The following is a 12396-nucleotide window of genomic DNA, read 5'->3' as shown; positions in this document are numbered from 1 at the left end:
GCATTCCCCTCAGCGATGAGCAGCCGAGTCAGCTGTAGCTGTGGAGTCCATGACTTCCTCGGAGAGCAAGGCGTTCATGGAATCCACAGTGGGTCTGTCCTGGTCTGCCACGATTCGCCCATCCGCAAATACCAAAGCCCGGTCGGCAAAGGAGGCCGCAAAGACATCATGCGTGACCATGATGATGGTTTGCCCCAGCTCGCGGACCGAATCCCGCAAGAAGCTGAGCACTTCGGTCGAAGAGGCCGTGTCCAGGTTTCCGGTGGGTTCGTCTGCAAAGACAATGGAAGGCTTGGTGATGAGGGCCCTGGCGATAGCCACACGTTGCTGTTGACCACCAGAAAGCTCGCTGGGCCGGTGACTCAGCCTCTCTTCCAGACCCAGGGTCTTGGCCAGAATGTCCAACCAGGCTGTGTCTGGCTTGGCTCCATCCAGGATCAGAGGCATGAGGATATTCTGCTTGGCCGTAAACATGGGCAGGAGGTTAAAACTCTGGAAAATGAAGCCCAGACTCTGGCGCCTCAAGAGGGTCAGCTGATTGTCGTTGAGCTTGGTCAGATCGACCACGCCCCTCCGCCCTCCTTGACGACGGGCCCGCCTGCCCTTCACGCCGACGGCATCGGTCCCGTTCAGGTAGACATGTCCGGAGGTAACGGTGTCCAAGCCCGCCAAGGTGTGCATGAGGGTGGACTTGCCCGACCCGGAGGGACCCATGATGACCGTGAACCTGCCCCGTTCGAATTCGACATCCACACCCCGGAGGGCATGGACCAGGTTCTCCCCACTCCCATAGTCCTTGGTCAGTCCTTTGGCCTTGATGGCCACCTGGGCGATTTGCCTCGGTTTCCCCGCACCGGACGACGGATCGGAAGACGCCCTCGTCTTTGCTCCATGTTTCATACTCCCATCATACCCACCAGAACGTTTCCGCCTGACTGGTCAGGTGCTCTCTGCCACTGGAGCGAGGGGATGAGAGGGCATATACAAAGGTGCCCATCGAAACGTAATGAGGTTTCGACAGGCACCTTCTGCTTCTGTGCCTTCTCGGTCATATATCGCGCAGATATGGCACCAAGAAGGAAGTGTAATTGCCGGTTACTTGGCCAGACCGGACTCCTTCAATGCCTGGAAGGCAGCCTTGAGGTCATCCAGAATGTCCTCGATGTTCTCCGTGCCGATGGAGAGCCTGATGGTACCGGGATGGATAGCCTGATCCTCCAGCTCCTCCGGCGTCTCCTGGGAGTGGGTGGTCGATGCCGGATGGATGGCCAGCGACTTCACATCAGCCACGTTGGCCAGGAGGGAGAAGAGATGCAGGTTGTTGATGAAGACCCTGGCCGCATCCTTGCCGCCCTTCAGATCGAAGGTGAAGATGGAACCAGCGCCGTTGGGGAAGTAGCGCTTGTAGAGCTCGTGGTCGGGGCGCCCCTCGATGGCCGGATGGCTGACCGACTCCACCTCTGGCACGGTCTGCAGGTAATCCACTACCTTCAGGGCGTTCTCAACGTGACGCTCAACCCTCAGCGAGAGTGTCTCGGTCCCCTGCAGGAGGAGGAAGGCTGCAAAGGGCGAGATGACGGCGCCGGTGTCGCGCAGGAGGATGGCGCGAATGCGGGTGACGAAAGCCGCAGCGCCCAGATCCTGGTAGAAGCGCAGCCCGTGATAGCTGGGGTCAGGCTCGGTCAAGGTGGGGAACTTCCCGGGCACTGCCGACCAGTCGAACTTGCCGCCTTCAACGACGACCCCGCCCAGAGTGGTGCCATGGCCGCCGATGAACTTGGTGGCCGATTCCACGACGACATCCGCACCGTGCTCCAGTGGACGGAACAGGTAAGGAGTAGCGAAAGTGTTGTCGACGATCACCGGCAGGTTGTGGTCATGGGCGATCTTGGAGATGGCCTCGAAGTCGGGCAGGTCGGCGTTAGGGTTGCCGAAGGTCTCGAAGAAGACCAGCTTGGTGTTGTCCTGGATGGCCGACTCGAAGTTGGACGGGTCCGAAGGATCCACGAAGGTGGTCTCGACACCATCACGGGGCAGAGTGTGCTTGAGGAGGTTGAAGGTTCCGCCGTAGATGTTCTTGGAGGACACGATATGGTCCCCGGTCTGGGTGATGTTCCGGAAGGCATACTCCACCGCTGCCGCTCCCGAAGCCACAGCCAAACCGGCGGTGCCGTTCTCCAGGGCGGCGATCCTGTCCTCGAAAACCCCCTGGGTAGAGTTGGTCAGACGGCCATAAATGTTGCCCGGATCCTTCAGCGCGAACCGGGCCTCGGCGTGATCGAAGTCGTGGAAGACGTAGCTGGTGGTGGCGTAGATGGGCACGGCCCGGGAATCAGTGGCTGGGTCGGCTTGTTCCTGGCCCACGTGGAGCTGAAGCGTCTCGAAATGGTACTTGTGCGGGTTCTGGTCGGTCATGTCGATTCCTATCTGTTGGTGACGTGCGTCGTCCATGTTCTTGAATGTGACCATAAGCGGCACAAGCCCACCTGTTCAAGCCAGAAGAGACTTTTCGGTATCGTCCTTTTTTATAACAGCTTCCAAAAGGTTGAAAACTGGCCTTTTTTATCTCGCTATTGCACACGCGGCGGTGCCCGTTTAACCCCTCCGCTGTAGAGTCGAGTAAGCGACGGAGAAGACTCCGCTGCGAACAGCCTCAGCAGGCATGAAGGAGTTCAAAGATGGCCGGACAGACGGACGATCAGAACAGACTCTACCAGCGCGACAGCAAGTACATCCCCCGAGTCGCCGCTGTGCATGACATGTGCGGGTATGGTAAGTGCTCGCTGACGGCCGCCATCCCCATCCTTTCGGCAGCCGGATGCGACGTTTGCCCGGTGCCCACCGCCCTGTTCAGCGCGCACACCATGTTCAAGGACTACACCTTCCATGACACCACCGAGATGCTGCCGGGATACTTGGATGCCTGGCAGAAGGAGGGCGTCGAACTGGACGGAATATACAGCGGGTTCCTGGGCAGCGCCGAGCAGGTCGACATTATTCAGCGCATGTATCGCGAATACCCCAAGGCCCTGCGGCTGGTCGACCCGGTCATGGGCGACGGCGGATCCATGTACCCCACCTACACCGAGGAAATGTGCCGGGCCGTGACCAATCTGGTCGATGGGGCCGACCTGCTCATGCCCAACTTGACCGAGGTCAGTCTGCTGACCGGCATCGACTATGAAGGCCAGGACCTCGACCACACCCAGGTTGACGAGCGTCTGGGCCGCCTGCTGGACATGGGCGCGAAAAACGTCATCATCAAGGGCATCGATCGGAAGGACGGCAAGCTGCGCAACTTCGTGGCCTCGGCAGATCATGGCGGGGTCAGCGAGCGCACCGAGCTGGTCCACGACAAGCTGCCCTTCATGATCCACGGCACCGGCGATGCCTTTGCCTCCAGCCTCTGCGGGGCGCTCTTTGCAGGACGAGGCCTGGCCGATGCAGCCCGAATTGCCGGCGAATTCGTCCGCTCGGCCATGCAGCACACACGCAATCAGCCCGACTATCAGCAGCGCGGGGTCAGCTTCGAGCTGGATCTGGGGCAGATGACTGCTCTGATGCAGGAGTAGTGAGCTCGAGGCCGGTGAAAATCGCCTAAGAGTCTGGGCATTTGTCAAGAGCGGAAGACAGGAGTGGACAAATGGAACCCAAACCGCCCCAATCGCCTCATTCCTTTCAGACAAATACTCGGTCGACAAGGTGATTAATCAATCACAAGGATAGTTGACCACAGCAGGCCGGAAAGCGTTGCCAGCGAATTCGCCGGCGATGTCTTCCGGCCTCTGCTGTCTCTTTACTTCTGGTTCTTTTGCCTGCCTATTGCCCCGCTCCCCTTGTTCATTTGCTTTACCTGGTATCACTCGTTTCTATTTCCCTGGTTTCTGTTTCCTAAGTTCCGCTTGGCTTAGTCCCGCTTTGCTTGGTTTCTGCATACCTTGGTTTTTGTTTCGGTCCTTCTTGCCTCTGCCGCCTCTGCCCGATGCAGAGATGAGTGCGATAGCTACAGCATCAGTATCGTCAATCCACTCGTTCATCCACTTTCGTGCGTGCGCTGGTTCATTCGACCACATGCCTGGTTCGACTAGTCACCGACTTCCCTCCAGTGGTCTCCTTGAAACATGGACACACAAGCACTGACTAGACCAAGTAATCTCCTCACAGTTTTCAACGACCGGGTTGGCAGCACTGACGCCGATATTAAGATTCCAGACTCAACGGTCGCGCAGCCCATAAGCGCTTTGCCTGCTACCACCAGGTCCGCCGACAATCCAGAAACCACGCCGCCTGGAAGAACAAGGTTAAATACGAGCAACCATGAATCCATCGACATGGAGCTGGCAGATGTTGAGCGACAGATCAGGGCCAGGGGCGTAAGCAGCCGAGAACTCGGACGTTTGGGCGAAGACTACGCCTGCCAGTGGCTGCGGCAACGCAACTGGAAGATTCTAGCCCGGAATTGGAGAAGCCGGTTCGGCGAGCTGGACATCATCGCCCTGGATCCCGAATCAATTCTGGTATTCGTTGAGGTCAAAACCAGACGCACCGGTCGGTTCGGATCCCCAGAACAGGCTGTCGGCCCGCGCAAACAGACCCATCTTCGTCGCGCCGCAGTCCAATGGCTGATCAGCCATGACCGAGTTCCCAGCGCACGGCATCGTGGCACCCGTTTCGATGTCATCAGCCTGTCAGTCAAGTCAGACCCCGGCAGAAGCATGCATTCCGAGAACCCCTATCCCCTGGCTTCCAGTCAGGCATCCGCCAAGGCCGCCACAGGATCCAATTGTTCGGGCAAGGGTGGATGGAATCCGGGATCAGTCTTCCTCAGGCACACCAGGGAGGCCTTCTGATGCGTCTTGGATCCGCTGAATCCGTGGGATTGATAGGCCTCAAGGCCTTTCTGATTCACGTACAGTCCTTCATCTCCCCAGGGCTGCCCTACTTCTCCATCATCGGCCTACCGGATGCCTCCCTGTCGGAATCAAGGGAACGGGTCAAATCCGCCTGCTCGGCCTGCGGATTCCGGTGGCCGCAGACCAGGGTCACCGTCAACATGTCCCCAGCTTCAAAGCCCAAGCATGGCTCCTCGCACGACCTGGCCATTGCGACCAGTGTCCTCGAAGCCGGCGGGGCACTGCCGACGGAAGGCCTGGATCATACGGTCATCCTGGGCGAACTCAACCTGGATGGCACGATTCTGCCGATCAACGGTCTGCTCCCCATCCTGACGCAGGCCAGAGCCCAGGGGATCACACGGGCTTTCGTCCCCGCAGACAACCTGGACGAGGCTCATCTGGTACCCGATATCGAGGTCGTGGGACTACGCCACCTGGGCCAGCTCATTCAAACCTTGGGCGGGCGAGGCAGGATCGCCGTTCCTGAGCTTGACAGCCACCTAGACACCGACAAGTCGACCGCCATAGCGAAGGCGCATCCCAGAATCGGGCAGCATGAAGACAACTCCCCCGCCAATGCCGACCCATCTCCGCCCAAGCCGGACATGGCTGACGTGATTGGGCAGGAGGAGACCAAGTGGGCCATGATGGTGGCTGCAGCCGGCGGTCACCACATGCTCATGGTCGGCCCTCCAGGAGCCGGTAAAAGCATGCTGGCTGAACGGCTTCCCAGCATCATGCCCGCCTTGGATGCTGTTCAACAGCTGGAGGTGGCCTCCATTCGATCCCTGTGCGGCACGCTGAGCCAGTATGGGATCTCCGATGTGCCACCCTTCGAGGCTCCTCATCATACGATCTCCATGGCGGCCATGGTCGGAGGTGGCGCCGGACTGGCCACCCCAGGAGCCATCACTCGTGCCCACCGCGGCGTCCTCTTCATGGATGAGGCTCCGGAATTCTCCCCAAGGGTGATCCAATCCCTGCGCGAGCCCCTGGAGATCGGGCGAATCTTCCTGTCCCGGGCCAAGGGCAGCACCACCTTCCCGGCTCGTTTCCAGCTGGTCATGGCTGCCAACCCCTGCCCTTGCGGGTACGGATACGGCACCGGCGAGCGCTGCACCTGCACGCCCCGCGAACGCCTCCGCTACTGGAACAGGCTTTCCGGACCAATCATGGACCGCATCGACATCCAGACCACGGTCCCCCCGGTGACCGACCCGGGATTCGACGACCACCGTCCACGCCAGCACAGCGCTCAGATCCGCCAGCGTGTGACCCACGCCCGCCAGACGGCAAAAGAGCGTTTTCGCAAGCAAGGTTGGACCTGCAACGCTCAGATCAGCGGCGAATGGCTGCGTCAGAACACATCAGCCAAGGCACGTTCGGTCGTTGATCAGGCCCTGCGCAGGCAGCGGATCAGTCTGCGAGGTGCCGACCGGACCATGCGCCTGGCGTGGACTCTGGCAGACCTGGACGGGCGGACCAGCCCCGGTGCCGACGATGTGACCACCGGCATTCTGCTCAGAACAAGGGCCGTCTGAGATGGCCCAACCCATGATAAAGACCATGCTTGACGACCAGCCGCAACCGATGACCATGGTCGAAAGCGACTGGCTTGCCAGAACCGTGCTGACTCTAGCGGCAGATGGTCCCGATGCTTTTATGATTGCTTGTCTGTTGGGCTCGGACCAGGCGGCCGATCTTTGTCGAAATCTGATCGAGCTAAGAGCGCCAAACCAAGCAGGGACTGACAGCCATCATGATGCTGCTCGCACGAGACTGGATGAACGCTTTCTGAAGGGGACGGCCCGGTGGGGACGACAAACGAGCCCCGAGGACCTCACTCGGTTCCACAAGATCAGCAACTCCTGGCGGAGACGCCTGACACCCTTGCTTGCCATGGACACCGACCAGGTGCGGACCATGATGACTGGCGGAGGCCGATTCTGGGTGATGACCCCAAGCGATCCCTGCTGGCCAGGCCAGGTGGATGACCTGGCACGCCGCTCCGATTGGGCCCCTCCCCTCTGCCTGTGGGGGCAAGGCAATCCCGAAACATTGATCTGCTGTGACCGACCCTTGGCCGTGGTCGGGTCAAGGACATGTGACGAGTATGGTCGGTCCACTGCTCACCAGTTAGCCAGGAAGGCCGCCGGCGAAGGCCATCTGGTCGTCTCCGGTGGGGCCATGGGTACGGATGCCGCCGCTCACTGGGGAGCCCTGGCCGCTGGCGGCGGACGCACGGTCGCCGTTTTTGCCGGAGGCTTGCTGCATATGGGTCCCAAGCGCAACAGCCGTCTGTTCGAAAACATCGAGGCAGATGGCGGCGCACTGATCAGCGAACTGCCGCCCGGAACCATCCCCGAGGCGCGTCGTTTCCTGCTGCGCAACCGGATCATCGCCGCCCTAGCCTCCGATATTGTGGTGGCACAGGCACGGCACAGATCAGGCGCGTTGAACACAGCCAACTGGGGCGTCGAATTGGGTCGTCGCGTACTGGCCGCTCCTGGCAGAATCGATCAACCGGAAAACACCGGCTGCAACCGGCTCATCCATGAGGGCAAGGCGGAGCTACTCCTGTCTGCATCCGACATCCGAGACATTTGCCACCCTGCCCATGGACCGGTTCACCCCGGCAAGTCCGTCCGTCAAGAAGCCTCCGCTTCAGTCAATACCGCCGAATCACGCGGTAATCAAACGAACAGGCAGAACGCGCGACGCACACCGACGGTTGGTTCGGATCATCGGGACCAGACCATAAACGGCGGCCAACCGGGCCCAACCGTGCTTAAACAATCCCCGACCGATAGAGACGAACCTTCAACCCAGTCATCAAATTCGGGGACTGACAGTGAAGGCAAAAAAGCAGATGACGAGTCTCTAACCAAAGAAGAGGCAACCGTGCTGGCGGCTATCCGCACCTACCAGCGTCGGGAAGGTCCGCCCATGACGGGACAGCTTCGCGCTGAGCTGGCGAATCAAGGACGTGAGCTCTCCGTCAGGCATCTGATGCAACTGCTGGGATCCCTAGAGATTCGTGGTCTGATCAGCCTGAAGGACGGATGCGTCGTAGCTGAGCACCCGAAGAATCAGGCCTGCCAGCGGCAGCGGTCCAAATCCACCACCCAGCCATCTGCACCAGCCGACTCGTCACTACGGGGGGAACAAAATGAACGCCCTCATCCTCCAGCAGCTGACGCTGACGTTCAGGACCGCCAAAGGCGAATCCTGGCGCCAGAGAACCATCGCGGAAGACCACGCGATGACAGGGAATCACCCCGGGTTCGGGGTTGTCATGAAGTGCATAACCCACGAACCTGGCGTTGCGTGGGTGATCAGTCAGGGAGGCGACCTGACCGTAGGTGGCTACCTTGCCGCGAGGGATCCGCCTGACGACCTGATACACCTGCTGGGAGAAGGAAAGTTCGGTCATAAGATCTATTCTGCCCGCGTAAGCAGACATGAGCCGGAAGGGCCACCACTATCAACGGGTTGTGACAGTATCAATGGTATGAATCCGCAGAAGGTCAGAAGCCGCTATGATGCCGTCATCGTCGGAGCCGGAGCGGCCGGGTTGTCAACCGCTCTGGGACTGTACAGGGCTCTGGAGAGCGACGGAAATAGGAACGATTCGTCGCCAAAGGTCCTAGTCGTCTCCAAGTTGCAGCCCCTGCGGTCCCACACCGGCTCAGCAGAGGGTGGCATCGCGGCCAGTCTGGGCAATCAGGAGAAGGATGACTGGCATTGGCATTACTACGACACCATCAAGGGCAGCGACTGGCTGGCTGACCAGGATGCCGTGCGGATTCTGGCCGAGCAGGCCCCGGGCATCATCATCGAACTGGAGCATGACGGGGTGGCCTTCTCAAGGACTGAAGACAGGCACATCGCCCAGCGGAAGTTTGGCGGCCATACCGCCGATTATGGTGGCCACCCAGTCCGGAGAGCAGCCTATGCAGCCGACCGTATCGGCCACCAGATCCTGCACGCTCTTTGGCAGCAGTGTCTGCGTCTGGGAGTCGAGTTCGCTGAGGAATGGTATGTGACCGATCTGGTCGTGGATCCGCCTGCTGATGAGGAAACCGGCGGCCATGCCCGTGGACTGATCGTCCTGGACACCCACGCCGGCAAGCTGCAAGCTATCCAAGCCGACAATATCGTCCTGTGCACGGGTGGGGCGGGCCGACTCTTCCATACGACCTCCAACTCCTGGGATCTGACCGGTGACGGCATGGCGCTCGCCCTGCAGGCCGGCCTGCAGCTGGAGGATGTGGAGTTCATCCAATTCCATCCCACCGGCCTGGGCCACACCGGCATCCTGCTGTCGGAGGCCTCCCGTGCAGAAGGCGGCGTGCTCCGGAACAGTCAAGGCCGGGCCTTCATGCAGGACTACGCGCCGGGACACGGCGACCTGGCAGCCAGGGATGTGGTCAGCCGTTCCATCATGGCCGAGATTGATGCAGGTCGCGGGGTGGCCGATCCATCGGACCCGGACGGACCTCATGATTGCGTCTGGCTGGATATGACCGGTATTGATGGCCAACGCATGACTGCCCTGCTCCCCCAGGTCACCGAGACCATCCATCGCTACGCCCACCTGGATCCCACTGTGGACATGGTTCCGGTCAAACCCACCGCCCACTACACCATGGGAGGCATTCCCATTACCGATCGTGGCCGCGTCTATCGTTGGCAGAATGGCCACCGTCGAATCGTCGACGGACTGTTCGCTGCCGGGGAATGCTCCTGTGTCAGCGTTCATGGGGCCAACCGACTGGGCGGCAACTCCCTGCTGGACGCCTGCCTCTTTGGCACCAGGACCGGGCAGACCATCGCCGCCGCCATGACCAAAGCCGATGAGCCAAACGACACGACCGACACGTCTCCGCTCACACAAGCTCTGCAAAAGCGTCAGGCCTTCCTGGACGAGTTGCTGGCTGGCGCAAGCAACGGCGAATCCTCGGAACCAGCATTGGCTGACGACCAAGACGAAGCCTCCGACTCCGATGACGATGCCACACTGAACAACCCTTATGCACTGATGGGCCGACTGGGACGGCTGATGGAGGAGGCCGTTGCCGTCCGATGCGATCAGGGCAGCATTGAAAAGGGTTTGCGCGGTCTGGATCAACTGGAAACTGATGCAAAACAGCTACATGCGCACAGTGAGACAGCAGTACTCAACCAGGAAGTCACCGCCATCATGGAGGTGGACAACCTGCTGACATTGGCCCGGGCTGTGTTGAATGCCAGCCTACAGCGTCAGGAATCCCGTGGCGCCCTGTATCGCAGCGATTATCCGCAGCGCGATGACGAACACTATCTGGCTCACACCATGATCGATGCTAAGGAAGACGTCTCCTGGCAGCCTGTTCATATCGTCGACATGCCTCCCAAGGGCCGCAACTACTGATGGACTCCGATTATGGACTCTGAACCCAAACTCGTCAGACGAGCACCTAATCGAGACCTATTCAGGTCAGTCAGGGATTAGGATGGAGTCCGCGCATATCAATGGGCATCGGGCCATATCCCGAGCAAGGACAGGAGCAACTGTGACATCACAGTCCACGGAATCAGACGGATCCAAGGCATCCGCATCGGACAGCGATCCCCGTCCGGTAACTTTCCGAATAGCCCGGTTTACCCCACGACCTCAATCAGAGCGTCCGGCGCGAATCAATCCCTTTGCCAAAAGCAATCCTTTCGCCGCAGCGGGCAGTCGACGGGCTCGAGGTCGCCGTTGGACGCAGGAGTACACAATTCGCATTGCCCCGCAGCATACCGTTCTGGATGCCCTTCTGCAGATCAAACGAGAGGCGGATCCTACACTGAACTTCCGGTACTCCTGTGGGCATGGCATGTGCGGGTCGGATGCCGTGCTCATCAACGGACGTCCGGACCTGCTCTGCGCAGCCACCATCGCCGACTGCCTGTCTGCATCCAAGACCATGCTGAACGCATACGCCTCACCCGGCGTGGCTGCTGGAAATCCACAGGTCCAACAGCCTTCAGTCTTCCGTCGCACTGGTACGGCAGCCGCCGTAACTGGCGTATCCTCGTCGGCTGCGCATTCGAATTCGGACACAGAACCCAGCGCTACAAATCATTCGGAAGCTTCAGACCCTACAGACCCTTCAGTCCCTATAGAGGCTACAGGCCTTACAAAAACTCCAGACTATGCAGAAACCTCAGTTGTAGAGATTCGTCCGCTTCCCGGCTTTACCCCACTCAGAGACCTGATAGTGGACACCGATGCCATGTTTGAACAGATTCGACGTTTCAAGCCTTATCTGCTCCATGATGATCCCTCTGCCGATAGCGGCCAGAGTCATCGAGAATCTGATCAACGGCAAACCCATGATTCTCAGCTAGACCCGTTAGCCAAGGCAAAAGCAGCCAACACAGAACCAGCGTCTGAATACAAGCAAACTCCGGAAGAGCTGGCCCGGTATGAGCTACTCAGCACCTGCATCGCCTGCGGACTCTGCCAGGGGGCCTGCCCCATTTATGCGGGCGGTGAGGCCTTCGCCGGACCGGCAGCCATGATCGCAGCGGCTCGATTCATCAACGATTCCCGCGACAGCCATCGGCAGGAACGTCTTGAAGCCATTGACCAGGTGGACGGGATCCAGGCTTGCCAGTCCATACGGGCCTGCACCCGACCCTGCCCCCGAGGGATCGACGTGGGCGAAGAGATGTGGAAGCTGGTCGAAGCCGTCAAGGAGTAGCCAGACTCATGCCCACACAGGGCAACAAGAGCCGGCGACAGGCTTGTGCCCTCTAGTCGTTACCATGGTTAGCATGGACAAAACCTCGTACAACAACGTCGCCAGAGGATGGGAATTCGCCGAGGCAAGCGCTCTGAACGTCGAATCCGACAAGTTGCAGACCTTGCGAGACAAGGCTACAGAGGCCGGATTCGCCCAATGTTCCCGGTCTCAAGGCGCCTTCCTGCAGTTCCTGGCCGGCCGGAACGCTCCGGCATCCATTATCCTGGTAGGCAACGGCTCTGTAGTCGAAGCCCTGCGCCTGATGACGGGCCTGCACGGTCATGGTCAGTTCACCGCCGTTGACTCCACAGCCCAAGGCACCTCGCTGGTCAAAAAAATATTCGCTGGCATGGAGAAAGTCCATGCAGGCATGAGGCTGCGGGCGGTCAACGCGGCTGCCAAGACCTACTTCCCCAGGCTCAACCCCAGCGACTACGACCTTATCGTCGTCTCAGGCAATGGGGACAACTACCAGCAGGTCATGGACCAGGCTCCGCGCCTGCTCAAGGAACGGGGACAGCTGATTTTCACTGATGCCTTCGACCTGCTTGAGGACCCCGACAAGGGCGGTGTGCTCAACCCGGCCAACAGGTCCGCCAAAACGACCGCCTTACGGACCATCATGGAGGCCATAAGCAAAGACAATGCTTGGGAATCCTGCCTGTTGCCCATCGGCACGGGCATGATCATGGCCACCCGCGCCCGCTGACTACTACCCGCCTGCTTAT

9 protein-coding genes and 1 pseudogene are annotated in these 12396 nt (G+C 59.9%); 7 read left to right on the top strand and 3 right to left on the bottom strand.

The window, feature by feature from the left end; translation table 11 throughout:
• Window positions 1–9 precede the first annotated feature (9 nt).
• A complete protein-coding gene (locus J3T93_RS02545; RefSeq protein WP_267430414.1) occupies window positions 10–900 on the bottom strand; it encodes an ABC transporter ATP-binding protein in 891 nt (296 codons plus the stop codon).
• A gap of 195 nt (window positions 901–1095) precedes the next feature.
• Window positions 1096–2415 carry an O-acetylhomoserine aminocarboxypropyltransferase/cysteine synthase family protein gene (locus J3T93_RS02540; protein WP_267430606.1) on the bottom strand — a complete coding sequence of 440 codons (1320 nt, stop codon included), beginning with the start codon at window positions 2413–2415 and terminating at the stop codon, window positions 1096–1098.
• A gap of 263 nt (window positions 2416–2678) precedes the next feature.
• Between J3T93_RS02540 and J3T93_RS02535 the strand changes: the two genes are divergently transcribed.
• The 4 genes and pseudogenes from J3T93_RS02535 to J3T93_RS09945 all read left to right on the top strand — a co-directional run.
• A complete protein-coding gene (locus J3T93_RS02535) occupies window positions 2679–3572 on the top strand; it encodes a pyridoxamine kinase (RefSeq protein ID WP_267430413.1) in 894 nt (297 codons plus the stop codon).
• Between the two features lie 759 nt (window positions 3573–4331).
• Window positions 4332–4850, top strand: a complete 519-nt coding sequence (locus tag J3T93_RS02530) for a YraN family protein (RefSeq protein ID WP_267399749.1) — start codon at window positions 4332–4334, stop codon at window positions 4848–4850.
• Window positions 4850–6436 carry a YifB family Mg chelatase-like AAA ATPase gene (locus J3T93_RS02525; protein ID WP_267399748.1) on the top strand — a complete coding sequence of 529 codons (1587 nt, stop codon included), beginning with the start codon at window positions 4850–4852 and terminating at the stop codon, window positions 6434–6436. Before J3T93_RS02530 ends, J3T93_RS02525 begins: the two co-directional genes overlap by 1 nt.
• A 1-nt stretch (window position 6437) precedes the next feature.
• Window positions 6438–7457 (top strand): annotated as a pseudogene (locus tag J3T93_RS09945) (DNA-processing protein DprA); the annotation flags it as partial.
• Between the two features lie 484 nt (window positions 7458–7941).
• Here J3T93_RS09945 and J3T93_RS02515 read toward each other — a convergent pair.
• The gene (locus J3T93_RS02515; RefSeq protein WP_267430605.1) at window positions 7942–8328 is read right to left on the bottom strand and encodes an MGMT family protein; all 387 of its coding nucleotides are present in this window, start codon (window positions 8326–8328) and stop codon (window positions 7942–7944) included.
• A gap of 78 nt (window positions 8329–8406) precedes the next feature.
• Here J3T93_RS02515 and J3T93_RS02510 point away from each other — a divergent pair, with 78 nt between their 5' ends.
• The 3 genes from J3T93_RS02510 (at window position 8407) to J3T93_RS02500 (ending at window position 12377) form a co-directional block, all read left to right on the top strand.
• On the top strand, window positions 8407–10308 hold the full coding sequence (locus tag J3T93_RS02510; RefSeq protein ID WP_267430412.1) for an FAD-dependent oxidoreductase: 1902 nt from the start codon (window positions 8407–8409) through the stop codon (window positions 10306–10308).
• A gap of 142 nt (window positions 10309–10450) precedes the next feature.
• Window positions 10451–11626 carry a succinate dehydrogenase/fumarate reductase iron-sulfur subunit gene (locus J3T93_RS02505; RefSeq protein WP_416378812.1) on the top strand — a complete coding sequence of 392 codons (1176 nt, stop codon included), beginning with the start codon at window positions 10451–10453 and terminating at the stop codon, window positions 11624–11626.
• A gap of 73 nt (window positions 11627–11699) precedes the next feature.
• Window positions 11700–12377 carry an O-methyltransferase gene (locus J3T93_RS02500; protein ID WP_267430411.1) on the top strand — a complete coding sequence of 226 codons (678 nt, stop codon included), beginning with the start codon at window positions 11700–11702 and terminating at the stop codon, window positions 12375–12377.
• Window positions 12378–12396 lie beyond the last annotated feature (19 nt).

This window comes from Bifidobacterium sp. B4111 (genome assembly GCF_026537235.1).
GTDB lineage: Bacteria > Actinomycetota > Actinomycetes > Actinomycetales > Bifidobacteriaceae > Bombiscardovia.
The sequence above is the reverse complement of the archived record's forward strand: the minus strand, read 5'-3'. Positions and strand labels throughout refer to the sequence as shown.